This is a genomic window from Klebsiella sp. GB_Kp047 (genome assembly GCF_040065235.1).
Taxonomy (GTDB): Bacteria; Pseudomonadota; Gammaproteobacteria; order Enterobacterales; family Enterobacteriaceae; genus Klebsiella; species Klebsiella quasipneumoniae.
The window spans coordinates 407,727-434,255 of sequence record NZ_JBEAJG010000041.1 but is presented as its reverse complement, the minus strand read 5'-3'; the positions used below and the strand labels follow the sequence as shown (position 1 = coordinate 434,255).

22 protein-coding genes are annotated in these 26,529 nt (G+C 60.4%); 9 read left to right on the top strand and 13 right to left on the bottom strand.

All coding sequences use genetic code 11. The annotated features are described in order from the left end of the window. Window positions 1-5: 5 nt before the first annotated feature. The 3 genes from ABLV76_RS22650 to pcaC are packed head-to-tail and all read left to right on the top strand — an operon-like array spanning window position 6 to window position 2,494. Window positions 6-1,358: a 3-carboxy-cis,cis-muconate cycloisomerase gene (locus ABLV76_RS22650; protein ID WP_102006573.1), complete on the top strand. Its 1,353-nt coding sequence runs from the start codon at window positions 6-8 to the stop codon at window positions 1,356-1,358. Beyond that, window positions 1,348-2,115, top strand: a complete 768-nt coding sequence (pcaD, locus tag ABLV76_RS22645) for a 3-oxoadipate enol-lactonase (RefSeq protein ID WP_048294806.1) — start codon at window positions 1,348-1,350, stop codon at window positions 2,113-2,115. Before ABLV76_RS22650 ends, pcaD begins: the two co-directional genes overlap by 11 nt. Then, on the top strand, window positions 2,105-2,494 hold the full coding sequence (gene pcaC, locus ABLV76_RS22640) for a 4-carboxymuconolactone decarboxylase (RefSeq protein ID WP_004886998.1): 390 nt from the start codon (window positions 2,105-2,107) through the stop codon (window positions 2,492-2,494). The genes pcaD and pcaC overlap by 11 nt, the downstream gene beginning before the upstream one ends. 502 nt (window positions 2,495-2,996) lie before the next feature. Here the strand turns inward: pcaC and ABLV76_RS22635 are convergent. From ABLV76_RS22635 to ABLV76_RS22625, 3 genes are all read right to left on the bottom strand, one after another. Next, complete coding sequence (locus tag ABLV76_RS22635) at window positions 2,997-4,613, bottom strand: mechanosensitive ion channel domain-containing protein (RefSeq protein WP_131079793.1); 1,617 nt, start codon at window positions 4,611-4,613, stop codon at window positions 2,997-2,999. A gap of 164 nt (window positions 4,614-4,777) precedes the next feature. Next, window positions 4,778-6,430, bottom strand: coding sequence for a class I fumarate hydratase FumA (gene fumA / locus ABLV76_RS22630; protein ID WP_048294808.1), 1,653 nt, complete (start codon window positions 6,428-6,430; stop codon window positions 4,778-4,780). Between the two features lie 54 nt (window positions 6,431-6,484). Continuing rightward, complete coding sequence (locus tag ABLV76_RS22625; RefSeq protein ID WP_049092623.1) at window positions 6,485-7,996, bottom strand: anion permease; 1,512 nt, start codon at window positions 7,994-7,996, stop codon at window positions 6,485-6,487. Between the two features lie 643 nt (window positions 7,997-8,639). Between ABLV76_RS22625 and ABLV76_RS22620 the strand changes: the two genes are divergently transcribed. Next, complete coding sequence (locus tag ABLV76_RS22620; RefSeq protein WP_004206081.1) at window positions 8,640-11,417, top strand: flavocytochrome c; 2,778 nt, start codon at window positions 8,640-8,642, stop codon at window positions 11,415-11,417. A 66-nt stretch (window positions 11,418-11,483) separates the two neighbouring features. Continuing rightward, window positions 11,484-12,434 carry an FAD:protein FMN transferase gene (locus ABLV76_RS22615; RefSeq protein WP_135683136.1) on the top strand — a complete coding sequence of 317 codons (951 nt, stop codon included), beginning with the start codon at window positions 11,484-11,486 and terminating at the stop codon, window positions 12,432-12,434. Here the strand turns inward: ABLV76_RS22615 and dcuR are convergent. Together dcuR and ABLV76_RS22605 are read right to left on the bottom strand one after the other, a co-directional pair. Next, window positions 12,415-13,134 (bottom strand): two-component system response regulator DcuR, encoded by a 720-nt coding sequence (dcuR, locus tag ABLV76_RS22610; RefSeq protein ID WP_017900307.1) that lies wholly within the window; start codon window positions 13,132-13,134, stop codon window positions 12,415-12,417. The genes ABLV76_RS22615 and dcuR overlap by 20 nt on opposite strands. Next, entirely contained in the window at window positions 13,131-14,747 is a 1,617-nt protein-coding gene (locus tag ABLV76_RS22605) for a sensor histidine kinase (RefSeq protein ID WP_064177876.1), read from the bottom strand. The genes dcuR and ABLV76_RS22605 overlap by 4 nt, the downstream gene beginning before the upstream one ends. 152 nt (window positions 14,748-14,899) lie before the next feature. Between ABLV76_RS22605 and ABLV76_RS22600 the strand changes: the two genes are divergently transcribed. The 4 genes from ABLV76_RS22600 to ABLV76_RS22585 all read left to right on the top strand — a co-directional run bounded on the left by ABLV76_RS22600 (window position 14,900) and on the right by ABLV76_RS22585 (window position 19,344). Continuing rightward, window positions 14,900-15,223 (top strand): hypothetical protein, encoded by a 324-nt coding sequence (locus ABLV76_RS22600; protein WP_177952129.1) that lies wholly within the window; start codon window positions 14,900-14,902, stop codon window positions 15,221-15,223. Window positions 15,224-15,422: 199 nt separating this feature from the next. Continuing rightward, window positions 15,423-16,343, top strand: coding sequence for an N-acetylmuramic acid 6-phosphate etherase (locus ABLV76_RS22595; protein ID WP_017900310.1), 921 nt, complete (start codon window positions 15,423-15,425; stop codon window positions 16,341-16,343). A gap of 307 nt (window positions 16,344-16,650) precedes the next feature. Next, window positions 16,651-18,261, top strand: coding sequence for a malate dehydrogenase (quinone) (gene mqo / locus ABLV76_RS22590; RefSeq protein ID WP_228958665.1), 1,611 nt, complete (start codon window positions 16,651-16,653; stop codon window positions 18,259-18,261). Between the two features lie 156 nt (window positions 18,262-18,417). Beyond that, on the top strand, window positions 18,418-19,344 hold the full coding sequence (locus tag ABLV76_RS22585) for a LysR substrate-binding domain-containing protein (protein WP_004206070.1): 927 nt from the start codon (window positions 18,418-18,420) through the stop codon (window positions 19,342-19,344). On the opposite strand, the gene mdcH is transcribed toward ABLV76_RS22585, so the two are convergent. The 8 genes from mdcH to mdcA all read right to left on the bottom strand — a co-directional run bounded on the left by mdcH (window position 19,334) and on the right by mdcA (window position 26,397). Next, the gene (gene mdcH / locus ABLV76_RS22580) at window positions 19,334-20,236 is read right to left on the bottom strand and encodes a malonate decarboxylase subunit epsilon (protein WP_049092626.1); all 903 of its coding nucleotides are present in this window, start codon (window positions 20,234-20,236) and stop codon (window positions 19,334-19,336) included. The genes ABLV76_RS22585 and mdcH overlap by 11 nt on opposite strands. Then, window positions 20,236-20,853, bottom strand: a complete 618-nt coding sequence (locus tag ABLV76_RS22575; RefSeq protein WP_049092627.1) for a malonate decarboxylase holo-ACP synthase — start codon at window positions 20,851-20,853, stop codon at window positions 20,236-20,238. Before ABLV76_RS22575 ends, mdcH begins: the two co-directional genes overlap by 1 nt. A 3-nt stretch (window positions 20,854-20,856) precedes the next feature. After that, entirely contained in the window at window positions 20,857-21,816 is a 960-nt protein-coding gene (locus ABLV76_RS22570) for an AEC family transporter (RefSeq protein WP_032455991.1), read from the bottom strand. Window positions 21,817-21,956: 140 nt separating this feature from the next. Then, on the bottom strand, window positions 21,957-22,757 hold the full coding sequence (gene mdcE / locus ABLV76_RS22565) for a biotin-independent malonate decarboxylase subunit gamma (protein WP_032455992.1): 801 nt from the start codon (window positions 22,755-22,757) through the stop codon (window positions 21,957-21,959). Continuing rightward, window positions 22,757-23,590: a biotin-independent malonate decarboxylase subunit beta gene (locus tag ABLV76_RS22560; protein WP_048294813.1), complete on the bottom strand. Its 834-nt coding sequence runs from the start codon at window positions 23,588-23,590 to the stop codon at window positions 22,757-22,759. Before ABLV76_RS22560 ends, mdcE begins: the two co-directional genes overlap by 1 nt. After that, a complete protein-coding gene (gene mdcC, locus ABLV76_RS22555; protein ID WP_017900317.1) occupies window positions 23,583-23,882 on the bottom strand; it encodes a malonate decarboxylase acyl carrier protein in 300 nt (99 codons plus the stop codon). Before mdcC ends, ABLV76_RS22560 begins: the two co-directional genes overlap by 8 nt. A 17-nt stretch (window positions 23,883-23,899) precedes the next feature. After that, complete coding sequence (locus tag ABLV76_RS22550; RefSeq protein ID WP_048294814.1) at window positions 23,900-24,742, bottom strand: triphosphoribosyl-dephospho-CoA synthase; 843 nt, start codon at window positions 24,740-24,742, stop codon at window positions 23,900-23,902. Further along, window positions 24,742-26,397 carry a malonate decarboxylase subunit alpha gene (mdcA, locus tag ABLV76_RS22545; protein WP_004206060.1) on the bottom strand — a complete coding sequence of 552 codons (1,656 nt, stop codon included), beginning with the start codon at window positions 26,395-26,397 and terminating at the stop codon, window positions 24,742-24,744. Before mdcA ends, ABLV76_RS22550 begins: the two co-directional genes overlap by 1 nt. Window positions 26,398-26,529 lie beyond the last annotated feature (132 nt).

Sequence of the window (26,529 nt, the reverse complement as noted above, 5' to 3'; positions counted from 1 at the left end):
CCAGAATGAGTTTGTTGACCCCGATGTTGCGCAGCAGTCCGCTGACCGACTGGTTCAGCGACGCGCAGCGGGTGCAGGGCATGCTGGATTTTGAAGCGGCGCTGGCCCAGGCGCAGGCCGCCTGCGGCATGGTGCCGACGGCGGCGGTCGGGCCGATTGTCGCCGCCTGCCGCCACGAGGCGATCGATTTTACCGCCCTCGGCGAGGCGGCGGTGGGGGCGGGTAACCTGGCGATCCCGCTGGTGAAACAGCTGACGGCCCAGGTAAAAGCGCGCGATCCGGACGCCGCGCGCTACGTTCACTGGGGCGCCACCAGTCAGGACGCCATCGACACAGGTCTGGTGCTCCAGCTGCGCGGGGCGCTGGAGGCTGCTGAGACCCTGCTTGAGCAGCTGTTGGCGGCCCTCGCCGGGCAGGCGGATCGTTATCGCGATACCGTGATGCCGGGCCGGACCTGGATGCAGCACGCGCTGCCGGTGACCTTTGGCCTGAAGCTGGCGGGTACCCTCGACGCGCTCCTGCGCTGGCAGCAGCGGCTGCGCGAGATGCGTCCGCGTCTGCTGGTGCTGCAGTTCGGCGGCGCCGCGGGGACCCTGGACGCGCTAAAAGAGAAAGGGCCGGCGGTTGGCCAGGCGCTGGCGCAGAATCTTGGTCTGACGCTGCCGGATACCCCGTGGCACAGCCAGCGCGATCGGCTGCTGGAGGCGGGCGCCTGGTTCGCCGGCGTCTGCGGCACCCTGGGGAAATTCGCTAACGACTTCTCCCTGCTGATGCAGACCGAAGTGGCGGAGGTGGGCGAGCCGGTAGCGGAAGGGCGCGGCGGCTCGTCGACGATGCCGCATAAGCGCAATCCGGTGGCCTGCGCGGCGATCCTGACCGCCGCCCAGCGCACGCCGGGGCTGATGGCGACCCTCTACGCCAGCCAGATTCAGCAGCACGAGCGGGCGCTGGGCGGCTGGCAGGCGGAGTGGGAGACGCTGCCGGAGCTGATTACCCTGGTGGGCGGGGCGCTGGCGCAAAGCGAGGCGCTGGTGCGCGACATGCAGGTCTTCCCGCAGAAGATGCGCGCCGACCTCGATATTACCCACGGGCTGATTATGGCTGAGGCGGTGACCCTGGCGCTGGCGGAATTCATCGGCAAAGCCGAGGCGCATCATCATATTGAGGCGCTGTGCCGTCAGGCGCTGGACCGCCTCTGTCCGCTGGTCGATCTGCTCGCGGCGGATCCGCAGGTCAGCCAGTATCTCTCCCGCGAACGTTTAACCACGCTGCTGGACCCGGCAACGGCGACCGGCAGCGCCGAATGCTTTGTGCGCCAGGTGCTGGCGCGTTATCAGGAGCAACATGATGAATCTTGATTATCAACTCGACGGACCGGAAGGTGCGCCGGTTATCGTTCTCTCCAACTCGCTGGGCACCACCCGGGCGATGTGGCAGCCGCAGATTGAGGCGCTAACCGCCCATTTCCGGGTGCTGCGCTACGACACCCACGGCCACGGTAAAACGACGAAAAATGGCAAAGTGACCCTCGCCCAGCTGGGGGAAGATGTAATTGCGCTGCTCGATCATCTGAATATCGACCGGGCCTGGTTCTGCGGGATTTCGATGGGCGGTCTGACCGGTCTGTGGCTGGGCCGCTTTGCGCCAGAGCGTTTTTATGGTCTGGCCGTCGCCAACACCGCGGCGCGCATCGGCGATCAGGCCAGCTGGCTGTCGCGGGCGCGGGCGGTACGCCAGGAAGGAATGGCGGTGGTGGCCGCCGGGGCGGCGGACCGCTGGTTCACCCACGCGTTTCGCCAGAAGGCGCCGGAGGTGGTGGAGGCCCTGTGTCACCAGCTGACCCATACCGATGCCGAAGGCTATGCCGCCTGCTGTGAGGCGCTGGCCGCCGCCGACCTGCGGGGCGAAGCGGGGAAGATCCCGCTGCCGACATTAATCATCGCCGGGGAAAGTGACCCTGTCACCACGGTCGCTGACGCCAATTTTCTGCAGCAGCAGATCCCCGCTTCCCAGGTGGTGGTTCTGCCGGCATCGCATCTGTCAAACATTGAGGCGGCGAAAAGCTTTACTTCAGCGCTGCTGAGCTTTTTCCAGGGAGAACGCCATGGAGGATAAACAGCGCTACCAGGACGGAATGGCGGTGCGGCGCAAAGTGTTGGGCGACGCCCACGTCGACCGTACCCTGCAGCATCTGACGCCGTTGAATGACGAGTTTCAGGACTTTATCACCCGCTACGCCTGGGGTGAGACCTGGACGCGTCCGGGGCTCGACCACCACACCCGCAGCATGATCACCATTGCCATGCTGATCGCTCTCAATCGCGAGGCGGAGCTGAAGATGCATCTACGCGCGTCGTTTAACAACGGGGTGACCCGCGATGAGCTGAAAGAGCTGATCATGCACTCTGCGCTGTATTGCGGGCTGCCGGCGGCCAATGCCACGATGCATCTGGCGCAGCAGGTGTTTGACGACATCGACGCCGGGCGGGGTTAAGTCGTCGTCCGAGTCGGATTGCCCGGCAGTTGTTGTAGGCCGGGTAAGGCGTAGCCGTCACCCGGCGAAATAACGGCACAACCGGAAATGTCCCTGTTCGCACTATGTTTGGCAGGGCTACAACTTCTATGTTAATTCCGGGCAGATTGCGCTCCCGGTTGATCTTCTGCGTTATGTCTCTTATGGCGCAGGGAGCGCACAGGGGGCGGCCAGTCGCCGCCGTCCCCTGTACCCCCGGGCTCCGGCCAGCAAAATCGCCACTGCGTGGTGCCTTCGACTTATCCCTGCAGGCTTCGGGTCGGGCCGAGGCAGCGTCCCTGCAAAACACGGCCCTCAGCCCGCATCCATGCGGGCTGCCCCGGCCTTCCGGGAACGTCTCAGCGATTTTGAGGCCGCCAGCATCGGCAGTTTCAGCAACAATGGTGAATAAATTAACGGCAGGTCGTACGTAGGCCGGGTAAGGCGTAGCCGCCACCCGGCGACATTCCCGATACGTTAACCCTTATTTCTCAGGCTCCTGCGGCGCGACAGCCGGGGCGGCGTACCAGGCTTCCTGCGGCACCACCACCGCGGCTCGGGGCTGCATCACATAGTTTGGCGACATAATCTGCACCCCGAATTCGTTAAACACATCAATAATGCTGCTGTGTAACGCGTTACGACCATCTGGCAGCTTCGTCGCGGGTAATAAGCGCACCTGCAGCTCATACGAGGTGTACCAGTCGAGCAACCCCAGCTTACGCACCACCGGCGCAATTTGCTGATCGACCCCGGGGGTGCGTCTCGCCGCCAGCTCCAGAAGCGCATGAACCTGGCGCCAGGGCGTATCGTACCCGATGGTGACATTGGTAGTGAGATTGAACCCGCCGTCGCTGCTCTCGGCGCTGAGATTGACAATCTTGCCGCTCACTACCACCGCGTTCGGTACCGTCACGATGTAATTCTCACGGGTGAGGATCTTGGTCGCCAGCACGCCAATCTCGCTGACCTGTCCCTCATTGTCAGCGAGGCGGATCCAGTCGCCTTTACGCAGCGCCCGGGAGTAGATTAGCACCAGGCCGCTCATCGCATGGGTCATCACCCCGGTCGAGCCGAGGGTCAGCATCAGGCCGAAGAACACGCTGATGCCCTTGAAGGCAAGGGAGTTGGCGCCGGGAAGAAACGGGTAGGCGGCGGAGAGGGCGAACAGCCAGATGACCACCGAGATAAGCCGACGGGTAGCGCTCACGGTCTCCGGATGAATGCCGGGAACCTGAATGCGGCCGGCGGCGACCTGGTCGAGAACCACCTTCACCAGGCGAATGATGAGCCAGGTAATGAGAAAAATAAGCACCACGATCATCAGCCCCGGCAGGGAAGCGACAATCGACAGCGAGATATCGCGGATCACCCCCAGCGACCAGTCACCCAGCGATTCACTCCATACGCGCGTCCAGGGAAACAGACTGAAGGCCCAGCTCAGCCAGATGTAACAGGCCAGGACACCGACGAGGATCGCCAGCGCGGCATACAATCGGACCTCGATATTGCCGAGAAAGCGCCGCCAGTGCTGAGGAATAGCGCTGCGCTTTTCGAGGATCCGCAGCTGGAAAAAGCGCCGTACCCGCCGCCAGGCGCGGAAAGCGCCGTAGTAAAACAGCGCCAGCAGCAGCGCCCCGGCGAGGGCCTTACCGGCGGAGATCAGCAGATAGCGTTGATTGAACTGTTCCTGCAGGCCGGTGCGCTGGGCTTCCATCCGCGCCAGCACCCGCTGGGCCGCCTGGTCGAGGCTTAAGTCATCGCCCTCGTCGAGATCCGCCTGGCTCAACAGCAGCACCGGTTTGCCGTTCATCAGAAACAGCCGTCCCGGCTGACCATAGCGAATAACCGGCACGATCCGCAGCGGCTGGCGAATATCATCCTCGGTAAATGCGCGCAGGGCGCTGCGGGTGCGCAGCACGCGCTCTTCTGGCGTCGTCTGGCCAAAGGTCGCCTGCAACATCACTACCGGCTGGTGGAAAATATATACCGTGCGCGCCTTTTCGCGAGCGGTTGGCTGCTGCCGAGGCTCTGCGGCCAGCGCCGGCTGTAACGCCAGCAGCGCCAGTACCCAGAGGATAACCACGCTTATCCTGTTCATAGAAGCACCTGAGAAAGAGAATTATTGTTATTTTTCAGCAAGCAAGGTAGGACTTGTAGTTGAGCATAGCCTGGCAGGAAGTGAATTCAAGCTGGCGCGGCGCGGGCATAAAAAAAGCCGTCACCTGAACGGCGACGGCCTGCTGTTAGCGCCAGAAGGGGGTGTTAGCCGTGCTGTTTACAGCCAGCGCACTGCTTGTTCTGGATCTGCTGGAAGAAATCGTTGCCTTTATCGTCGACGAGAATAAACGCCGGGAAATCTTCCACTTCGATTTTCCAGATAGCCTCCATCCCCAGTTCCGGGTAGGCCACGCACTCGAGGCTCTTGATGCTCTGTTGCGCCAGCACCGCCGCCGGGCCGCCGATGCTGCCGAGGTAGAAGCCGCCGTGTTGGTGGCAGGCGTCGGTGACCTGCTGGCTGCGGTTGCCTTTCGCCAGCATCACCATGCTCGCGCCGTGGGACTGCAGCAGATCGACGTAAGAGTCCATGCGGCCAGCGGTGGTCGGGCCGAGGGAGCCGGAGGCGTAACCGGCAGGCGTTTTGGCCGGGCCGGCGTAGTAGATCGGATGATCTTTCACGTACTGCGGCAGTTCCTCGCCGTTGTCGAGCAGCTCTTTCAGCTTAGCGTGCGCGATATCGCGGGCGACGATAATGGTGCCGTTGAGGCTCAGGCGGGTGGAAACCGGATGGGCAGATAGTTGCGCCAGGATCTCGCTCATCGGCTGATTCAGGTTGATGCTGACCACCTTGCCTTCGCCCTGCTGACGCAGATGTTCAGGGATATATTTTCCTGGATTGCTCTCCAGCTTCTCAATCCAGATGCCGTCGCGGTTGATTTTGGCTTTGATGTTGCGGTCGGCGGAGCAGGAGACGCCCATGCCGATCGGACAGGAGGCGCCGTGGCGCGGCAGGCGGATCACCCGGATATCGTGGGCGAAGTATTTGCCGCCGAACTGCGCGCCGAGGCCGAGGTTCTGCGCTTCCTGCAGCAGTTCCTGTTCAAGCTGCACATCGCGGAACGCCTGACCGTGCTCGTTGCCTTCGGTCGGCAGGCCGTCGTAGTAGCGGGTGGAGGCCAGCTTGACGGTCTTCAGCGTCGCTTCCGCCGAAGTCCCGCCGATGACAAAGGCGATGTGGTACGGCGGGCAGGCGGCGGTACCGAGGGTGCGCATCTTCTCGACCAGATAGTTTTTCAGCTTCGTCGGGGTGATCAGCGCTTTGGTTTCCTGATAGAGATAGGTTTTATTGGCGGAACCGCCGCCTTTCGCCATGCACAGGAATTTATATTCGTCGCCGTCGACGCTGTAGAGATCGATCTGCGCCGGCAGATTGGTGCCGGTGTTGACCTCTTTATACATATCCAGCGGGGCGTTCTGGGAGTAGCGCAGGTTATCTTCGGTATAGGTGTTGTACACGCCCTGCGCCAGGGCGGCTTCGTCGCCGCCGCCGGTCCAGACGCGCTGACCTTTTTTACCCATGATGATGGCGGTGCCGGTGTCCTGACAGGTGGGCAGGACGCCTTTGGCGGCGATTTCCGAGTTGCGCAGGAACTGCAGGGCGACATACTTATCGTTATCGCTGGCCTCCGGGTCGAGCAGAATCGAGGCCACCTGCTGCTGATGGGAGACGCGCAGCATAAAGGCGGCATCGTGGAAGGCCTGTTGCGCCAGCAGGGTCAGCGCCTGCGGTTCCACTTTCAGCACTTCCTGGCCGTCAAACTCGGCGACGGAGACGTGCTCTTTGCTGAGCAGATAGTATTCGGTATCGTCGTGCGCCAGCGGGAATGGATCCTGATAAACAAACGGTTTAGTCGACATAATCACTTACTCCATAAAGATAAAAACCGCCGGGGTGCTCCCGGCGGTTATGAATCAGAACATCATGGACATCCACGGATAGCCAATCAGCAGCAGGGCGGCCAGGAAGATGGCGCCAAAGATGGTGCCGAGGCGCCAGTAATCTTTGGTCGGCAGATAGCCGCTGCCGTAGTAGATCGGGCTCGGGCCGGTACCGTACGGGGTGATGATCCCCATCACGCCCAGCGAGGTCACCATCAGCAGAACGAACACTTCCATATTCATTCCCGGAATGGTGGCGGCGATGGTCAGCATGGCCGGCAGCAGCGCGGTAGTGTGCGCGGTGGTGCTGGCAAACAGATAGTGCAGCAGGTAGAACGCCAGCAGCAGGACGATGGTCGCCATCCCCGGGGAGATACCGCTCATCAGCGCGCCGCCCTCTTTACCCAGCCAGGCGATAAAGCCGGTGGAGGAGAGGCCGTCGGCCAGCGCCACCAGGGTGGCGAACCAGACAAAGGTGTTCCACGCCGCTTTATTGTTGGTGATATCGCTCCAGGAGAGCACGCCGGTCCACAGCATCAGCACGATAACCAGCAGGGCGGCCAGGGCCGGTTCAATCCAGTCGGCGGCGAAGATCCACATCATCAGCGCGAAGCAGACGAACACCAGCAGCAGGATCTCATTGCGCGACAGTTTGCCCAGTTTTTCCAGTTCACGAGCGGCCCACAGCGGCACTTCGTTATTGACTTTCACTTCCGGCGGGTAGAACCAGTAGGCCAGCAGCGGCATGGTCAGGATCAGCAGTACGCCAAGCGGCAGGAAGGCGATGAACCAGGTGCCCCAGGAGATATTGATACCGACGATGCTTTTTACCAGCGCCAGCGCCAGCAGGTTCGGCGCCAGTGCCGACAGGAACATCGAGCTGGTAATACAGGCGGCGGTGATCGCTACCCACATCAGATAGGAACCGATTTTACGCGCGCTCGGATCGTTTGGTTTTGAACCGTACAGCGGCGGCAGGTTGGCGATAATTGGGTAAATGGTGCCCCCGCTGCGCGCCGTATTCGACGGCGTAAACGGCGCCAGCAGCAGATCCGCGAAGGTGATGGCGTAGCCCAGCGTCAGGCTGCGACGGCCGAGATATTTCACCAGAATCAGCGCCAGGCGGCGGCCGAACTGGGTTTTATCGTAGCCGGCGGCGAACATAAAGGCGCCGAAGATAAGCCACACGGTGGAGTTGCCGAAGCCGCTCACCGCCCACTTAAAGGAGGCGCCAGCCATTTTGAAGCCGGGTGCGGCCATCTGTTCCGGGCTGAACAGCAGCCACTGACTGCACAGGGCGATGACCACCACGCCGGTGATGCCGATAACGGCGCCCGGCAGTGGTTCAAAAATCAACCCGACGATCACCCCGACGAAGATAGCGAAGTAGTGCCAGGCGTACGGCGGCAGGCCGTCCGGGACCGGGACGAAGAGTAATAGCACAGCAACGATAATCGGCAGCGCCATCATCAGGAGACGTTTTTTATTCGCAGTCGTTGGATTGACTGCACCGGCAGGCGGTATGGTTGTCTTTTTCTCTTTCATAATGAGTATCTGCAAGTTGTTGAAAATAACGTTTCCGCCAGCGATGCGCTCAGTGATTTCTTTAATTACAAAAATTACTTTAGTTTTTATTTTGCGTTTCTGAGTATCGTCTTGGCGATTATTTAACGCGGTTTGATGGGCGTTAAATTAAATTTGTTGGTTATTTATATATTGCGCTTTCAATGGTCGTTGCAATTGATCGAGATCAAGAAAAGCAGGTGATTTCACTATTTTTTTTTATTTTCGATATAACCCTATCTGATGAGGTGTTATTTTGGCGAAAATATCGATAAATGTTAAAATAAAAATGTACAATTAATGCTGTTTTTACTCGACACATGCCTATGTCTATGAAATAAAAACAAATAATCTTGATGGTTGGTCGCTTTGAATGTTAACGAAAGTATCTAAAATGTTATCCTTCATTTGTATTATGTAAATGCTATTTATTATTTTAATAATACAATAGGGGTAGCGATGTTATTGCTGGGGTTAAATAGTTTTATAACTAACGTAATTGATTTAGTAACTAAAAAAGTCGCTATATTATTAGCATGACAACAGGAATTAAAAAACCACAACCATTAATGATTCCGTCACCCCATTCTGAATTTTTAATATTTCAAAATCTGGAGCGTAACTTATGACCAGTAACGAACGTATTTTGCAGCCATTTACTTTACCAAATGGTACGGAGCTGAAAAACCGTTTGCTGATGGCGCCGATGACCACCTGCACCGGTTATTTCGACGGGACTGTCACCAGCGAGCTGGTGGAGTACTACCGCGCCCGCGCCGGCAGTATCGGCACCATTATTGTTGAGTGCTGCTTTATTGATGACTACGGTCTGGCCTTCCCGGGCGCTATCGGTATCGATAACGATGAAAAAATCGCCGGCCTGGCGAAAATCGCTGAAGCAATTAAAGCGGAAGGTTCGAAAGCGATTCTGCAGATCTATCACGGCGGCCGCATGGTCGACCCGCAGCTGATTGGCGGACGTCAGCCCGTGGCGCCGAGCGCCATCGCCGCCCCGCGTGAGGGCGCCGCGATGCCGCGGGCGCTGAGCGGAGAAGAAGTGGAGGGGATGATCGCCAAGTTTGGCGAGGGCGTCCGCCGCGCTATCCTTGCCGGCTTCGATGGGGTCGAAATTCACGGCGCCAACACCTACCTTATTCAGCAGTTCTATTCGCCAAACTCCAACCAGCGCGACGACGAATGGGGCGGTAGCCGCGACAATCGCGCCCGCTTCCCGCTGGCGGTTCTCGACATCACCCATAAAATGGCCCGCCAGTACGCTGACGATGCCTTTATCATCGGCTACCGCTTCTCGCCAGAAGAGATGGAGGTCCCGGGGATCCGCTTCGATGACACCATGTATCTGCTGGAAAAACTGGCCGCTCGCGGCGTCGATTATCTGCACTTCTCGGTGGGCGCGACCCTGCGTCCCTCTATCGTCGATACCAGCGACCCGACGCCGCTGATCGAGAAATACTGCGCCATGCGCTCTGACACTCTGGCTCAGGTGCCGGTGATGGGCGTCGGCGGGGTGGTTAACGTTGCCGATGCCGAGCTGGGCCTCGATCACGGCTATGACCTGATCGCTGTGGGCCGCGCCTGCATCGCCTATCCTGACTGGGCGGCTCGTATCGCCGCGGGTGAAGAGCTGGAGCTGTTTATCGACAGCACCCAGCGCGAAGCGCTGCACATTCCGGAACCGCTGTGGCGCTTCTCGCTGGTGGAAGCGATGATCCGCGACATGAGCATGGGCGACGCTAAATTTAAGCCGGGGATGTTTGTTGAAACCGTTCAGGATGACGCCAATGAACTGGTGATCAACGTCAGCCTCGAAAATGACCATATCGCCGATATCGAACTGGCGGCGAGCCCGGTGCAGACCGTGGAGTTCACCACCAGCTTCGAAGAGATCCGCGAACGTATTCTCACCGCCAATACCCCGCACGTCGACGCCATTTCCGGGGCCACCAGCCAGAGCGAGGCGGTGAAAAAAGCGGTCGCCAAAGCGATGCTGAAATCGAGCAAAGCGCTGGCGGCGGAAGAGGGCGGCAATGACGCCGCGCCGAAAAGCTATGATGTGGTGGTCGTCGGCAGCGGCGGCGCCGGCCTGGCGGCCGCCATTCAGGCTCACGACGAAGGCGCCAGCGTGCTGATCGTCGAGAAAATGCCGACCATTGGCGGGAACACCATCAAGGCTTCCGCCGGGATGAACGCCGCGGAGACCCGCTTCCAGCGCGTGAAAGGCATTCAGGACAGCAAAGAGCTGTTCTATCAGGAAACCCTGAGGGGCGGGCACAATAAAAACAATCCGCAGCTGCTGCGCCGCTTTGTGGAGAATGCCCCGCAAGCCATTGAATGGCTGGCGGACCGCGGCATTATGCTCAACGATATCACCACCACCGGCGGGATGAGCATTGACCGCACCCACCGTCCGCGCGACGGGTCAGCGGTCGGCGGCTATCTGATTAGCGGCCTGGTGCGCAACATCACCAAACGCGGCATCGACGTCCTGCTGGATACCTCGGTGGAAGAGATCCTGATGAGCGGCGATGAAGTCAGCGGTGTGCGTCTGATCAACGACGAAAACGAGATCGTAGAGGTCCAGACTAAAAGCATTGTGGTGGCCACCGGCGGCTTCAGCGCCAACAGCGCGATGGTGGTGAAGTATCGTCCTGACCTCGAAGGCTTCGTCACCACCAACCACAAAGGGGCCACCGGGAGCGGTATCGCGCTGCTGGAGCGCATTGGCGCCGGTACCGTGGATATGGGCGAAATTCAAATCCACCCGACCGTTGAACAGCAGACCTCCTATCTGATTTCCGAGTCGATTCGCGGCGGCGGGGCGATCCTCGTCAACCAGCAGGGTAACCGCTTCTTCAACGAAATGGAGACCCGCGATAAAGTCTCCGCGGCGATTATCGCCCTACCGGAACACTATGCGTACATCGTCTTTGACGAACATGTGCGGGCGAAAAACAAAGCCGCCGATGAGTACATCGCCAAAGGCTTCGTCACCAGCGCCAGCTCGCCGCGTGAACTGGCGGATAAACTGGGGATGGATTACCATGCCTTCCTCGCCACCCTCGAGTGCTACAACGGGGCGGTGGAAAAACAGCATGATGAACAGTTTGGCCGTACCACCGCGCTGCGCGCGCCGATTAACGAAGGTCCGTTCCATGCCATCCGTATCGCCCCGGGGGTGCACCACACCATGGGCGGCGTGACCATTAACACCGATGGCGAAGTGCTGGACGTTGCCCGGCAGCCGATCCGCGGCGCCTACGCCGCCGGTGAGGTGGTTGGCGGGATCCACGGCGGCAACCGTATCGGTGGTAACGCGGTGGCGGATATCATCATCTTCGGCACCCTCGCGGGTCGCCAGGCGGCGAAACGCGCCAGAGGATAAGACGTAATTGCCTGATGCCGGGCTGGCGCTCTCGCCGCCCGGCTTATCCCTTCTAAGGAGAGCCCGATGTCTGATAACCGCGTCTATAGCTACTCCACCGTTCTGATGGGTTCTCCCATCCTGCTCAAACTCTGCTCCCATAATGAGGCGCTGGCCTCCCGCGTATTTCAGTTAATCAAACGCTACGAAGATCTGCTTACCGTTAACCGCGCCGAGTCGCAGGTAATGGATATCAACCACGCCGCCGGACGTCACCCGGTGACGGTCAGCCGCCCGGTCTTTCAGCTCATTCAGTGCGCCAAAGCCGCCAGCATGGTGCGCGACAGCGCCTTTAACCTCGCGATTGGGCCGCTGGTGAAGCTGTGGCGAATTGGCTTTCAGGGACACAGCGTGCCTGACGCCGGCGAAATCAGGGCCCGGCTGGCGCTGACCCGCCCGCAAGAGGTGATCCTGGATGAGGCAACCTGCAGCGTGTTTCTTCAGCAGCCGGGGATGGAGCTGGATCTTGGGGCGATCGCCAAAGGCTATATCGCTGACCGGGTGCGTGATTATCTCCGTCAGCAGCAGGTGGAAAAGGCGCTGATCAACCTCGGCGGCAACGTGCATACCCTTGGCGAATGGGCCATTGGCCTGAAAAAACCGTTTGCCGATGCGCAGGCGCTGATCGGCTCTCTGACGGTTAACGGGCAGTCGGTGGTCACCTCGGGCACCTACGAACGTTATTTCGAGCAGGATGGCAGGCGCTGGCACCATATTCTCGACCCGCGCAGCGGTTACCCGCTGGATAACGAACTCGACAGCGTCACGGTGATTTCCACTGATTCTTTAGACGGCGATATCTGGACCACGCTGCTGTTCGGCCTCGGCGTCGAGAAAGGCTGCGCAGCGCTGCGTCAACGGCAGGATATCGACGCGATTTTCGTCACCAAAAATCGCGACATTATACTTTCATCGCCGCAGCGATTGCGCTTTGCGCCGCTGGACAGCGGCTACCGCGTTATTGACTGTACTGCTTAAGCAAACTGTACTGTTCGGCCACCAGCCGGTAGCGATAGACCGGCCGCCCGGTGGCGCCGTAGTGGATAGTGGTATAGAGAATATTGATCTGCGCCAGCCAGATCAGATACTTACGGCAGGAAACGCGGGAGATATTCACCGCCGCCGCCAGCTCATCGGTAGAGAATTCAACGTCCGGGTGGGCGTCAATCCACTGGCACAGCGTGCGCAGGGTTTGCGCGGTAAGCCCCTTGGGCAGCTTGCGCGCGTCGCTGGCCTCCGGCGTGCCGCCGTGCAGCAGGCGGTCAACGTCGGCCTGCTCGTAATAGGGTTGGCCGGTTATCAGCTTGCGCTTCTCCCGCCAGGTAGTGAGCGCCTCTTCAAAACGGGGAAACTGGAAGGGTTTGATCAGGTAATCGACTACCCCGTAATGCATGGCGGTCTGCACCGTGGCGGCATCCGCCGCTGAGGTGATCATGATGACGTCGATGGCGCGCCCCGATTGACGGATAGTCGGCAGCAGATCGAGCCCGCTGTCCTGCTGCATATAGACATCCAGGAGCACCAGATCGATCTCCTGTTGCGGATCGTTAATCATCTCCTGGGCTTGACTGAGCGTCGAAGCGCTCCCGCTGCAACGAAAGCCGGGAACCCTTGCCACGTACAGGCGATTCAGTTCGGCCACCATGGCATCATCGTCAACAATCAACACATTTATCACGCACGTTTCCTTTTACTATCCCAGGGGAGATGAACAAAAAATTGAGTAAATACGCCGGGTTCCGACTCGACGGCGAGGGTGCCGCCCAGCTCGCGTAATTGCTGGTTGGCGAGAAACAGCCCGACGCCGCGATTCTCCCCTTTGGTGGAGAAACCTTTGTTAAAGATAGCGTCGATGTTGTTTTCCGGGATCCCCGGCCCGTCGTCGCTCACTTCACCGCTTAGCCAGCCGTCCTGATAGTGCAGCAGCAGGCCGATCTCGCCCTCCGCCTGACCGTTCATGGCATCCAGCGCGTTCTCAATAAGGTTGCCCAGCACCGTCACCAGCACGGTGACCTGCTTCTCATTCGGGCAATCCGGCACCAGGCTCTCATCCGCCAGCTTAAGGGTAAAGCCGCACTCGGTGGCGCGCTGCATTTTACTTATCAGAAAGCCGGCGACCACCGGGGATTTTATGCGGTGCTGAATATCGCCGATGTCCGCCTGGTAGCGATGGGCGGTCTGCAGCACGTACTCCTCGAGTTTGCCATAGCTTTTCATATTCAGCAGGCCGAGGATCACGTGCAGTTTATTCATAAATTCATGGGAGGTGGTGCGCAGGGCATCGACATAGCTCATCATACCGTCCAGCCGCTGCAGCAGCTGGCTGACTTCGGTCTTATCGCGGAAGGTACAGATGGCGCCGACCACGGCCTCCTGGCTGCGGATAGGCACCGTGTTGCTGATTAGCAACAGGCCATTGCATCCCAGCTCGCGGTCGTACATCGGCTCGCCGCTGTGCAAAACCGTCTGCAGGTCAGCGAGCAGCGGGGTATGAGCGAGCGTCTTGTCCGGCCCGGAAAAGAGGATCTCGCGCGCCGCCGGGTTGATCAGGTTAACCTCACCATGGGCATCGACGGCCACCACCCCCTCCTTGAGGGCGTGAAGCATGGCCTGACGCTGCTGAAACTGAGTGGAGATTTCGTGCGGCTCCAGTCCCAGCAGGACGCGCTTCAGGCCGCGCACCAGGCTCCAGGTGCCGAGGGCGCAGACCAGCGCGCTGAACAGGATGGTCAGCAGCACGTCCCAGCGGCTGTTGGCGATCTGCTCGTCCACTTTACTCAGCGAAATGCCGACCACCACCACGCCAATCTGCTGATGCTGATCGTTGAACACCGGGGTAAACACCCGCAGCGCCGGGGCCAGCACGCCGTGGTTAATGGCCACGTTCTCTTTTCCCTGCAGCGTCGGCTGGATATCGTGGCCGATGAAGGGTTTGCCAATAATTGAGCTGTCCGGATGCGAATAGCGAATACCCTGCATATCGGTGACGATAGCGTACAGCAGGTCGTTGCGCCGGGTGATGGCCTGCGCCAGCGGCTGAATAATTTGCTGCTGCGGCGGCGCCTCCAGTCCGCGCTTCACCTGCGGCATATCGGCCATGGTGCGCGCCACCGCCAGCGCGGTCTCTTTCAGACCATCGCGAGTGGCATTGCTGATCTGCATATACCACAGGGCATAGACCAGCAGCAGCACGGCGCCGATCACGCTGCCGATCATCAAGGAGACGGCGGTGCTCAGCTTTAACGGTAAGGCGCGTTGACGAACGCGAGGCGGGTGCTCTGATGCCTTCATGACGATCCCGGATAGAGTCAGTAAACGATTATTATCGCTGATAGCGTGGCATTCATAAAGCCGTGTAATCAAAGCAAAAGGCCGCTTTTGCTACGGTAGCCTCGTCCCGTCCACGATAAACTGTCGCTTTTCGCCACAGGCTTAAGGCAGACATGATGGAACTGGCATCTCTGGTCCGGGATATTCTCCGGCAACAGCACGTTGAACAACTGGCGCAGCATCGTGAACAGGACCATGAAGCGGAAGCAGAGTGGAAGATCGCGCGCTGGCGACATCGCAGCGGGGTGGTGATCCAGCACCGCTACGAACTCGAACTTCCGCAACAGGATGCCGCCTCCTGCCCGGAGTGCTGGATCGAGTGGCAGGTTATCGATAGCGCCGGCCTGGTGGTGCAGCCAATGCGCAAACAATTTTATAACCTCTGTCAACAATCCTTCTGGCTGGCCATGCAGGCGGACGGCGAAGATGAGAGCTGAGACAGGATTGTTCAGATAATCGGCAATTGCCCGTGAATGGGCGATCGGGACGGTAAACTGTGACCCCGACGGCGGTAAAGCGCGGAAGATTCCCCTTATAGTGGCGACAGAGGTTAAATAGTCCTGATGAATATAAGGATATGCATCAGGCCGCTGATTTCGCCGAGATGCGCTTTTTCTGTCGTAAATGGAGGTTGTTATGAGCAGTTCGCTAACCGCGTCAATGCAGGCACGTCGTCACCCGGATACCACCCACATCGATCGCCTCGCCACCGCCGACATGCTGGCGATGCTGCATCAGGATGATAAGCAGATATCGGAGGCGGTTGGCGCCTGTTTGCCGGATATCGCCCGGTTGATTGATATTGCCACCGCGACAATGAGCCGGGGAGGGCGTCTGGTTATTATCGGCGCCGGGGAATCAGGCCGCACGGCTGTCCAGGCGGTCAGCGACTACTCTCCGGAAGGCAAACACGCGCTGGTGGGGCTGATTGCAGGTGGGCAGACGCCGGCGATGGCCGAGCGGGAGACCGCGGCGAATAATTACGATCTAGGCGCCTTCGAGCTGCAGTCGCTGGACTTTTCCAGCCACGATATGCTGCTGGCGCTTACCGTTAGCGGCAAGACCCCATGGGTCTGGGGGGCGATGCGCCACGCCTGGTCGCTGGGGGCTCCGATCGCGGTGGTGACTCAGCAGGCGGCCAGCGAGGCGGCGCAGCTGGCGGATATTATTATTGCTCCGCAAACCGGGCCGGAAGCGGTGGCGGGCTTGACCAATCCGAAGGCCCGGCTGGCCCAGCGGCAGATCCTTAACATGGTGTCGACGGGCCTCGCTATCCGTGACGGCCGGGTGTACAGCAACCTGCGAGTGGATCTGCAGGCTGACAGTCCACACTGGGCGGAGCGGCAGGTGGCGATTGTCATGGCGGCCACCGACTGCACGCGCAGCGAAGCGAAAGCCGCGCTGACCAGCTGCCACCACCAGTGCCGCACCGCCATCCTGATGCTGCTCAGCGGGCTGGACGCCTGGCACGCGCGGGAGCTGCTGACCAAACATCACGATCATCTGCGTCTCGCCCTGCGCGAAGCCCAGCGCAGCGCTGTCACTCCCGCCCATTAAGCCTTTAGCCAGGCGCGCACAAACGGTATGCGCGCCTGCACTTTATTAACTAAAGAAATTCCTCTCTTCTATTTATTCCGGTAATTGCGCTGAATTTTCAGTGAGTTTTTACGCCGACGCTTATTTTTTAGTGCCGCTCTGATTTTTTAAGTTAAATAATTATTTGATTAAAAATGCGAGAGTGTAAATGATATTTTAAAATAAAGTAAAAGTGCGTTAATATGCTGCCTCTTATTACCGTGTGCTACGTGATAATTCTATTATGCCTGCAATGAAAAAAACGATTATTTCCTTTACCGCATTAGCGATGTTCGTCAGCGCGGCGACGCATGCTGAAGCGGATACCTCTAAAAAAACCGACTTCCTGCTGATTGGCGGCGGGATCATGAGCGCCTCGCTTGGCACCTGGCTGCAGGCGCTGCAGCCGGACTGGAACCTGACGATGGTGGAGAAACTGGACGGCGTGGCCCTGGAATCCTCCAACGGCTGGAATAATGCCGGTACCGGTCACTCGGCGAATATGGAGCTGAACTATACGCCGGAGCGGGCGGACGGATCGATTGACGTCAGCAAAGCGCTGGATATTAACGAACAGTTCATGATTTCCCGTCAGTTCTGGTCGGCACAGGTGAAGCGCGGTATTTTGCACGACCCGCACTCCTTTATTAATTCCACGCCGCATATGAGTTTCGTCTGGGGCGATAATGTCGACTATCTGCAGAAGCGTTATACCGCGCTGCAGCAGACCACCTTATTCCAGGGGATGAAATTCTCCACCGACCACGCGCAAATTAAACAGTGGGCGCCGCTGGTGATGGAAGGCCGCGATCCGCAGCAGAAAGTGGCTGCCACCTGGACGCCGGTGGGTACCGACGTTAACTATGGCGAAATCACCCGACAGCTGATCGGCAGCCTGAAGAAAAACAGCCATTTCACCCTGCAAACCTCCTCTGAGGTCACCGATTTCAAACGCAATGCCGATAACTCCTGGCACGTGACCATTAAGAACGTGCAGAGCGGCGAGGCGCAGACCATCGATGCGAAATACGTCTTTATTGGCGCCGGCGGCGGCGCGCTGAAGCTGCTGCAAAAAACCGGTATACCGGAAGCGGACAACTATGCTGGCTTCCCGGTGGGTGGTTCGTTCCTGATGACCGAGAACCCGGCGGTCACCGCGCAGCACCTCGAGAAAGTGTATGGCCAGGCTTCGGTCGGCGCACCACCGATGTCGGTACCGCACCTTGACGCCCGCTACCTCGATGGCAAGCGCGTGGTGCTGTTTGGGCCTTTCGCCACCTTCTCGACCAAGTTCCTGAAGAACGGTTCCTTCTTCGACCTGTTGAGCACCACTACCACTGACAACGTGCTGCCGATGACCCACGTCGGTCTCGACAACTTCGATCTGGTGAAATATCTCGTCAGCCAGGTGATGCTCAGCGATGATGACCGCTTCGCCGCGCTGAAAGAGTACTACCCTGACGCGCGTAAAGAGGACTGGAAGCTGATCCAGGCCGGCCAGCGCGTGCAGATCATTAAGAAAGACGCAGAGAAGGGCGGCGTGTTGAAACTGGGCACCGAAGTGGTGGTCGATCAGCAGAAAACCATTTCCGCGCTGCTTGGCGCGTCGCCGGGGGCTTCCACCGCTGCGCCGATCACCCTCAATGTGCTCAAGCAGATGTTCCCGACGCAGTTTAACTCGCCGGAGTGGCAGACCCGTATCCACCAGATCGTGCCGAGCTACGGCCAGAAGCTGAACGGCAACGTGGCGCTGACCCAGCAGGTTTGGGATGATACCGCCGCGACCCTGCAGCTGACGAAACCGCCGGTGATCCAGATGCCAGCGGCTGCGCCCACCGCGACCGCGAAGCCGGTTGAGCCTCAGCGCGACGCCTCGCCGCAGCATGATATGGCGCTGTAAAAGCAAACTTGAAAGTGAACAAAAGGGAAGACCACGGTCTTCCCTTTTTTGCGTCCATTCCCCGCCTGCGCCGCGCTCTGCCTGCAACTTTGCCGTCATAAACGATATACTGATTTGAATTGAAAAAGAAAAGCAAATCAGGAGTGTGGAAGGGCTATGCAAGACGATATCAACCAGGAGATCACCTTCCGCAAGTTGTCGGTCTTTATGATGTTTATGGCGAAAGGCAATATCGCCAGAACCGCCGAAGCGATGAAGCTCAGCAGCGTCAGCGTCCACCGCGCGCTGCATACGCTGGAAGAGGGGGTGGGCTGCCCGCTGTTTGTTCACAAAGGGCGCAATTTACTGCCGCTGCAGGCGGCATGGACGCTGCTGGAATATTGTCAGGATGTGATGAGTCTGATGAGCCGGGGGCTTGAGGCGACGCGCAAAGTCGCCGGCGTCGGCCAGGGGCGGCTGCGCATCGGCACTCTTTATTCCCTGACCCTGGAAACCGTCCCGCGCATTATCATGGGCATGAAGCTGCGGCGCCCTGAGCTGGAGCTGGATCTGACCATGGGCTCTAACCAGATGCTGCTGGATATGCTGGAAGACGACGCTCTCGACGCTATCCTGATCGCCACCAATGAAGGGGAATTCAACAATACCGCTTTCGACGTGGTGCCGCTGTTTGAGGACGATATTTTTCTCGCCGCCCCGGCGACGGAGCAGCTGGATGCCTCACAACTCGCCGACCTGCGCGATTACGCCGATCGCAAGTTTGTGTCGCTGGCGGAGGGGTTCGCCACCTATGCCGGATTTCGGGAAGCATTCCATATCGCTGGTTTCGAGCCGGAGATCGTCACCCGGGTGAATGACATCTTTTCGATGATTAGCCTGGTGCAGGCGGGCGTCGGGTTTGCGCTGCTGCCGGGGCGAATGAAGAAAGTCTATGAAAAAGATGTACAGCTGTTAAAGCTGGCGGAACCGTACCAGATGCGCCAGCTGATCTCGATTGTCTATTCACACCATCGCGAGCGCGATGCCGACCTGCTGGCGCTGGCGGCGGAAGGAAGGATGTACGCCCGGAGCCTTATTCGTTAAGCCGCTGCGCCAGATGGCGGGCAACGTCCACGCCGCTGCGTTCCAGCGAAAGGGTCTCCCCGCGCCAGCCCGCCTGGCGGGTCAGGCAGGTCAATACCCCGCCGGGGGGCATCTCAATGGCTAAGCGCGCGTCGCGCTCATCGGCGGCGATCATCGCCTCCTGCCAGTGGACGGTGCGCGCCATGTTCATCGCCAGATCGTCGGCGATCCGCTGCGGCTCCCACAGCACGCGCGCCGTCGAGCCGCTTAAATAGGCGCACTGCGGGCGCGTTAAGGTCAGGTTGGCAAAGGCTTTTGCCAGCGCTGCGGCGGGTTTATCCAGCAGCGCACAGTGCGATGGCACGCTGACCGCCAGCCGCTGCGCCTTGCTGGCGCCCGCCTGCAGCGCCAGCTGTGCCACTTCGGCCATGGCTTCATCGCGTCCGGCGATCACAATCTGCGTTTCGGCGTTGAGGTTGGCGAGATAGACCTCGTGGCCCTGCATCAGCGCCTCAAGCCGCGGGCGGGTCAGGCCCATAATCGCCGTCAGCCCGTAACCTTCAGGATAGGCCTGCTCCATGAGATCGCCGCGCAGGGCTACCAGCCGCAGCGCGCTGGCGAAATCGAGCGCGCCGGCAATGACCGCTGCGGGAAAGGCGCCGATGGAGAGGCCGCTGACCATCTGCGGATTAACGCCCTGGCGCTGTAGCTCGCGCGCCCAGGCTACCCCGACGATCAGCAGACAGAGCTGGACCGCACGGGTGTGTTTTAGCGCATCAGCGCTATCGAGAGTCTCGACTTCATCCCCCAGCACGGCGCGCGCCTGGCTGAGGATCGCTTCGCGATCGGGGATAGCCGCCAGCATGTTGGGACGCTGGGCGCCCTGTCCGGGAAAAGTAAACAAAATCTTCATCATTCCTCCCTGCGCCACGGCGCAGTAGTTAAGCGCGCACCGTGTGACGTTTTCAGCAGCGCCCGCCCATCGCGTAGCCACTCATTGAGGGCGAAGGCGCCGTACGGCGTTTCGACCTGGGTATCGGCGCGGCACGGGAGCTTGGCCACCCGGGACTGCCATTCCAGCAGCGCCTCGCGGGCCAGCGGCTGCGGCGCGCGGATCAGCAGATCCAAATCGCTTGCTGCATGGAGTACCGGGATTTCGGTCGCCAGCGCGTAGCCAGTGCTGCCGGTGACGCCCCAGCGCCAGGGCCATTCGTCCAGCGTCAGGGCGATAGCCGCCTGCACCGGCGGCTGCGAAACAAAAGGAGAGCCCAGCAGGCGCTCGCGCTCCACCAGCATCTCCGGGGTGACGCTGCGCACGATATTCTGCGCCTGTACCCAGCCGGCGGCGCGCTGCTCGCGCTTCATGCCCCGCACCCCAACCGGGATGCGGGCCAGGCCGTCAACGTCGCGCCTCACCACCACCGGCAGCGCGGTTCGCCATTGCTGAACCACCCACGGCTCGGCAATATCTTCCAGGGCGCTGGCGTGGTTTAACCAAACTAAATCGTGGGGACGCGGCGTTGATGACATGGTTTACAGTCCTGAAGTCAAAGAGATAAACAGCGGTAACGACAGGATACACAGAACCGAGCTTAACAACAGCACGGCTTCAGCATCCGGGGACTGCACGCCGAAGCGGTTGCCGAAGACCACGCCGAAGAAGCCGGCGGCCAGGGCAATCATCAGGATCGCGGTAATCGCGATGGAGCCATGCAGACCCAGCAGCATCACCAGACCCCAGGCGATAAACGGCTGTACCAGCAGTTTTACGAGGGTGGAGGTGGCGATCAGCGCATTGATCTGCAGTTTACGCGCCGAGAGGATCACCCCGGTGAGGAACAGCGCTGCTGCGGTAGCGGCCAGGCCCAGCGGTTTGATGGAGGCCAGCAGCAGGTCCGGCATGTTAATGCCGATAGCGGAAAGCACCACCCCGAGCAGCGGGCCCCAGACGATCGGCTTTTTCACCGAACGCCACATCAGCACCGGCAGCATCGCCAGCGTAGAACCGGTGTTTTCCCCCGCGGCGCGGGCTTTTTCACGTTCCAGAATGAGCAGGCAGAAGGGGGTCATCAGGACCGAACCGCAGGCGATAGAGACCGCCACCGACAGCGAGGTCGATGCGCCTTCGCCGAGCACGCTGCCAAGGATCGGCAGGCCCAGCGCGGCGTAGTTCGGCAGCGCGACGGTGAGGGTCAGCACCGCGGCATCCTGCGGGGTGCGTTTGAACACGCTGGTGGCGAGGAAGTAGATCCCGGCGTAGGTGATCCACATCGCGCCGGTGAGCACCAGCACCAGCGGCGACTGGGCGACGATACCGGCCCATGGGGTTTGCACCGTGGCGCTGAACAGCGTAGCGGGTAAGGCGAAATCCATTACAAAGATATTGAGCAGGGAGACATTTTTGTTATCTACCATACCGGCCTTACCGGCCCAGAAGCCCAGCAGCATAATGACGAAAATCGGGGCAAGAGCATGAATAATCACATAAGTCATAAATCACCTGTAAATAAAATAGAGTACTGGCGCGATTGTTATTTTTTCTAAAAGCCGTCCCTGCCCGGCGCGGTTATTACGCGCTCCGGGGGACGGCTTCCGGCAGGTTTTCTTCTACTACTTACGTACGAACGAACGTCTTACCAGCTGGCGCGCATAAGGTCGCGGACCTGCTGCGAACTGCGGCGGTTTTCCGCACCCAGGCGGCACTTCAGCGAGGGATCCTGGCGCGCGTCAGCGATGGCGTCGCGCAAGGTGTGGCTGACCAGCGCCAGATCGTGGTCGTCAGGCGCGTCCGGATTGCTGATGTCAAGCAGAGCAGAGAGCAGGCCGAGCGTGGCGTAGTTGTTGACGTCATAGGCCATCGGCGGGATGGTTGCCGCCAGTTTCTCCAGCGCCTCCACGCTGCGCAGGGTAATGCGCGCGGCCGATGCTTTCCCCATCGCGTGGACCAGCACACCGCTGTCGTTAAAGGCGATCAGGCGATTGGCCTGGTAGCCGTGGGCCAGAAACGCCCCGGACATCGCTTTGCCGACGATCAGGCCAATCACCGGGTGGCCGGCCAGACGGGCTTTGGCGTAGGCGCCTGCCGCTCCGGCCAGCGCCTGGTGAATACCAAAGGCTTCTTCGCGACGGCCATAGGCCTGGCTCGGCACATCGATCACGGCGACGATCGGCCGTTTACCAGGCTGGTCGGCGTCAGCGGCGATGGTTTCGTTGACCACTTTCGCCAGCGTCCAGCCTTCCAGCAGGCCGACTTCGCCGCCGGCGGCGCGCGGGTAGTGGTTGTTAGCGTCAGGTACCACGGCGATAAAGCGGACGCTTTCGCCATCAATCTGGCCATCTGCGACCTGCACCGAAGGGCACAGACCACTCATCAGCGGCGCGTCGGGCGCCAGTTTGTTCAGCCACAGCGCGGCGCGGTTTGGGAACTGGCTCATTATTTCTCCTCCCGGGCAAAAAGCTGTTTAATCTGCGCGGTATCCGCCTGCTGGCGGGTGTCGAACTGGCTTAAACGGCGCAGGTAATCGTCATAATTGTCGCTGCGGTGCTGCGCCGGTACGCCTTTGGCGATCGCCTCGTTCATCGCGGTTTTGACCGCGTTGACGCCATCGTTAACCAGCGCGTCGACCAGGCCGCTGGCGGCGCGAATTTCGCCGCCGGTCATGCTCCATATAAACGGCCGGTTGCGTGAGTCGTACTCTTCAATGCCGGCTTCCTGCTCGATAACCTGTGGGCCGTTGAGGCCGAGACGGGCTTCACGGGTGACGATAAGGTAGCTGCACAGCGCCGCGGCGATGGACATACCGCCGAAGCAGCCGACGGTACCGGTAATAATGCCGACCACCGGGGTGTAGCGGCGCAGGTCGACAATCGCCGCGTGAATATCGGCGATGGCGGCCAGACCGAGGTTGGCCTCCTGCAGACGTACGCCGCCGGTTTCCAGGCACAGCACCGCCTGTGTCGGGATACCGTTGCGGTTATCTTCCGCCGCCAGCTCCAGCGCGGCGGCCATTTTGGCGCCGGAGACTTCGCCCATACTGCCGCCCTGGAAGGTGCCTTCGATGGCAATCGCCACCGCCGGCTGGCCGTTGATCGTGCCTTTGGCGACCACCATACCGTCGTCGGACTGTGGGACGATGCCCTGCGCGCCGAGCCACGGCGACATAATGCCTTCAAACGGATCCAGCAGTTCGCGGTAACTGCCGTCGTCCAGCAGGGCGTGGGCGCGTTCGCGAGCGCGCAGTTCGATAAAGCTGCGATCGTTACGCATGAGCGGCCTCCTCAAAGACTTGTTCAATACGAATACGAGCGACGCCCGGCGTGGCGCCGAAGTCGTGAATAACCAACTGCCCGGCGGGCAGGCCGTTGATCAGGTTCAGCCGGTCGAACAGCGCCTGCCAGCGCGCCTGGCTGTTATCCACCGAGGTGGTAATTTGCACGCGGAGCGTATCGCTCCCGGCGGCGGTATAGAGCACCTCCATATCGCCTGAACCTACAACCCCTGCCAACGCTCTGCCGCTGAGGGCGCGGCTGGCAGGAAATGACAATGTAATCTGTTCCATAACATCCTCTGAATGCGTTAGCCGGCAACCCGGTCGAGAAACAGGGTGGCGGCAAGGAGATCGGCGGCGCCGCCCGGCGAGGCGTTGTGCGCCAGCATCTGCGCGTCAAGTCGCGCCAGGGCGGCGCGTCCGGCGACGCTGGCGCAACCGCCGGCCGCCAGCACCTCGCGGGCGCCCTGCTGCATGGTCTGCAGGCCGCTCATGCCGGCGCGCGACAGCACGCAGGTATCGCTCAGCGAGGTCATGATGGCCATCAGCGCGTCAAGTCGCGCCTGCGGCTCGCTGGCGCCCCGGGCGCGGCTTTGCTGTAACTGCGGCAGCGCCAGGGCGGTGATATGCGGAAAACCGCGCTGCGCCTCTTCGCGCGCGCCAGGCACCTGCCAGCGGCGGCTGGCGCGCAGCCCTTTACTGAAGCTTTTCGGCGCCAGGCTGTCGGGCAGGCGGGCGAGGGCGGCGGCGGTGTCGGCGATCGTCTGTGATTGACCCTCTCCACCCAACATCGCCACCGCGCTGACCAGCAGCCCCAGCGCCCAGATGGCGCCGCGGTGGGTATTGACCCCGCCGGTGGCCTGCATCATCTGCGCTTCGCCTTCGCGACCGAGGCGGCCGACGGTTTCGCGCAGCGCGATATCCGCCGGGCGGCGCCAGCTTTGCTGGGCCAGCGCGTGGAAGGTCGGCTGCAGGCTGCGGGCGGAGCGTTCCATCAGCGCCAGCGTGAGGTCCTGATGCGCGCCACTGCCGCGGCTGTCGACCAGACCCGGTTTCGGGCTCAGACGGGCTTCGTCAATCAGGCAGGCGCTGGCGGTGTCCGCCAGCCAGCTGACAAGACTTTCGGCGTGCAGGGGAGAGAGAATTTTCATTACCAGCTCCGGAATTTTGCCGGTGGGTTGTACAGTCCGTCGGACCATTCCACCAGGTCGGCGACGCTGCCGGCGGCCAGCAGTGAACGGGTTGCCTCGCTGCGGCGAATACCCAGATCTTCCGGGTAGACCACTTTGCCGCTCTGACGCAGGGCAGCCACGCGTTTTGCGTCCACCCCGAGGCCAATGTCGGTGATCCCGGCCACTGCGGCGACCATCGCCCGGCGCTCTTCCAGGCTTTCCGCACGATACAGATAGGCGATACCCTCTTCGGTCAGCACGTGGGTGACGTCATCGCCGTAAATCATCACCGGCGCCAGCGGCATGCCGGAGGTTTTAGCGACGTCGACCGCGTCGAGGGTCTCAACGAAGGTCGGTTTCACGCCGGCCTGGAAGGTTTCGACCATCTGCACCACCAGTTTTTTACCGCGCTGCATTGGGTCCGGCTCGGTGATCATATTGAGCCAGGCAGGGGTAGCGTGGCGGCGGCCGTGCGGATCGTGGCCCATGTTCGGCGCGCCGCCGAAGCCGGAAAGGCGGCCGCGTGTGACGGTCGAGGAGTTAGCCAGTCCATCCACCTGCAGGGTCGAACCGATAAACATATCCACCGCGTACTGACCCGCCAGCTGGCAGAAGGCGCGGTTGGAACGCATGGAGCCGTCCGGGCCGGTAAAGAAGATATCCGGGCGGGCGCGGATGTACTCTTCCATCCCCAGCTCGCCGCCGAAGCAGTGCACGCTCTCCACCCAGCCGCTCTCGATCGCCGGGATCAGGGTCGGATGCGGGTTCAGGGTCCAGTGTTTACAGATTTTGCCTTTCAGGCCGAGCTGTTCGCCGTAGGTCGGTAGCAGCAGTTCGATAGCGGCGGTGTTGAAGCCGATCCCGTGGTTGAGGGACTGCACCTGATGCTCTGCGTAGATGCCCTTGATCGCCATCATCGCCATCAGAATGTGTTCTTGCTTAATCAGGCGCGGGTCGCGGGTGAACAGTGGTTCAATAAAGAACGGCTTGTCGGCGACCACCACGTAATCAATCCACGAGCCGGGAATATCGACGCGGGGCAGATCGCACTCGTCGTCCACCAGTTCGTTGACCTGAGCGATAACAATGCCGTCGTGGAAGGCGGCGGCCTCCACCAGCGCCGGGGTATCTTCGGTACTCGGCCCGGTATAGAGGTTTCCTTTGCGGTCGGCTTTGTAGCCGGCGATCAGCGCGACGTTAGGCGACAGATCGACGTACAGGCGGGAGTAGAGTTCGATATAGGTATGAATGGCGCCGATTTCCAGCAGCCCATCTTCCAGCAGCTGCGAAATGCGCAGGCTTTGGGTACCGGAGAAGGAGAAATCGAGCTTACGGGCGATGCCTTTTTCAAACAGGTCAAGGTGCTCGCTGCGCCCGACGCTGGGCATGATCATATGCAGATCGTGGATTTTCTGCGGATTGACTTCCGCCAGCATGCGGGAGAGAAAATCGGCCTGCTTCTGGTTGTTGCCTTCCAGCACCACCCGGTCGCCGGGGGCGAGCAGGTTTTCCAGTACGCTGACCAGCTGGTCAGTGGGGATGACTTTGCCCGGGATGTTGGCCTCGGCCAGCCGCCGTTGCTTTTCCGTCCGGCGACGGTTCCAGACCCGCCCCGTCGTTTGTTCGGCATTCATTATTAACCTCCTGATTCGACAAATCGTTTTGTTTGTCCTGGTGGAGGGTAGTGTGCGACGCGGGGCGCGGAGCATCAATTAAGCACGGCGGCCAATCGTTAGCCTGAGAGTAACAATGGTGAGTGGCCCTTT

Bases quoted from the DNA above. Each gene is read 5' to 3' on its own strand.
- ABLV76_RS22650 (WP_102006573.1), top strand. From the start codon at position 6: ATGAGTTTGTTGACCCCGATGTTGCGCAGCAGTCCGCTGACCGACTGG.
- pcaD (WP_048294806.1), top strand. From the start codon at position 1,348: ATGAATCTTGATTATCAACTCGACGGACCGGAAGGTGCGCCGGTTATC.
- pcaC (WP_004886998.1), top strand. From the start codon at position 2,105: ATGGAGGATAAACAGCGCTACCAGGACGGAATGGCGGTGCGGCGCAAA.
- ABLV76_RS22635 (WP_131079793.1), bottom strand. From the start codon at position 4,613: ATGAACAGGATAAGCGTGGTTATCCTCTGGGTACTGGCGCTGCTGGCG.
- fumA (WP_048294808.1), bottom strand. From the start codon at position 6,430: ATGTCGACTAAACCGTTTGTTTATCAGGATCCATTCCCGCTGGCGCAC.
- ABLV76_RS22625 (WP_049092623.1), bottom strand. From the start codon at position 7,996: ATGAAAGAGAAAAAGACAACCATACCGCCTGCCGGTGCAGTCAATCCA.
- ABLV76_RS22620 (WP_004206081.1), top strand. From the start codon at position 8,640: ATGACCAGTAACGAACGTATTTTGCAGCCATTTACTTTACCAAATGGT.
- ABLV76_RS22615 (WP_135683136.1), top strand. From the start codon at position 11,484: ATGTCTGATAACCGCGTCTATAGCTACTCCACCGTTCTGATGGGTTCT.
- ABLV76_RS22605 (WP_064177876.1), bottom strand. From the start codon at position 14,747: ATGAAGGCATCAGAGCACCCGCCTCGCGTTCGTCAACGCGCCTTACCG.
- ABLV76_RS22600 (WP_177952129.1), top strand. From the start codon at position 14,900: ATGATGGAACTGGCATCTCTGGTCCGGGATATTCTCCGGCAACAGCAC.
- ABLV76_RS22595 (WP_017900310.1), top strand. From the start codon at position 15,423: ATGAGCAGTTCGCTAACCGCGTCAATGCAGGCACGTCGTCACCCGGAT.
- mqo (WP_228958665.1), top strand. From the start codon at position 16,651: ATGTTCGTCAGCGCGGCGACGCATGCTGAAGCGGATACCTCTAAAAAA.
- ABLV76_RS22585 (WP_004206070.1), top strand. From the start codon at position 18,418: ATGCAAGACGATATCAACCAGGAGATCACCTTCCGCAAGTTGTCGGTC.
- mdcH (WP_049092626.1), bottom strand. From the start codon at position 20,236: ATGAAGATTTTGTTTACTTTTCCCGGACAGGGCGCCCAGCGTCCCAAC.
- ABLV76_RS22575 (WP_049092627.1), bottom strand. From the start codon at position 20,853: ATGTCATCAACGCCGCGTCCCCACGATTTAGTTTGGTTAAACCACGCC.
- ABLV76_RS22570 (WP_032455991.1), bottom strand. From the start codon at position 21,816: ATGACTTATGTGATTATTCATGCTCTTGCCCCGATTTTCGTCATTATG.
- mdcE (WP_032455992.1), bottom strand. From the start codon at position 22,757: ATGAGCCAGTTCCCAAACCGCGCCGCGCTGTGGCTGAACAAACTGGCG.
- ABLV76_RS22560 (WP_048294813.1), bottom strand. From the start codon at position 23,590: ATGCGTAACGATCGCAGCTTTATCGAACTGCGCGCTCGCGAACGCGCC.
- mdcC (WP_017900317.1), bottom strand. From the start codon at position 23,882: ATGGAACAGATTACATTGTCATTTCCTGCCAGCCGCGCCCTCAGCGGC.
- ABLV76_RS22550 (WP_048294814.1), bottom strand. From the start codon at position 24,742: ATGAAAATTCTCTCTCCCCTGCACGCCGAAAGTCTTGTCAGCTGGCTG.
- mdcA (WP_004206060.1), bottom strand. From the start codon at position 26,397: ATGAATGCCGAACAAACGACGGGGCGGGTCTGGAACCGTCGCCGGACG.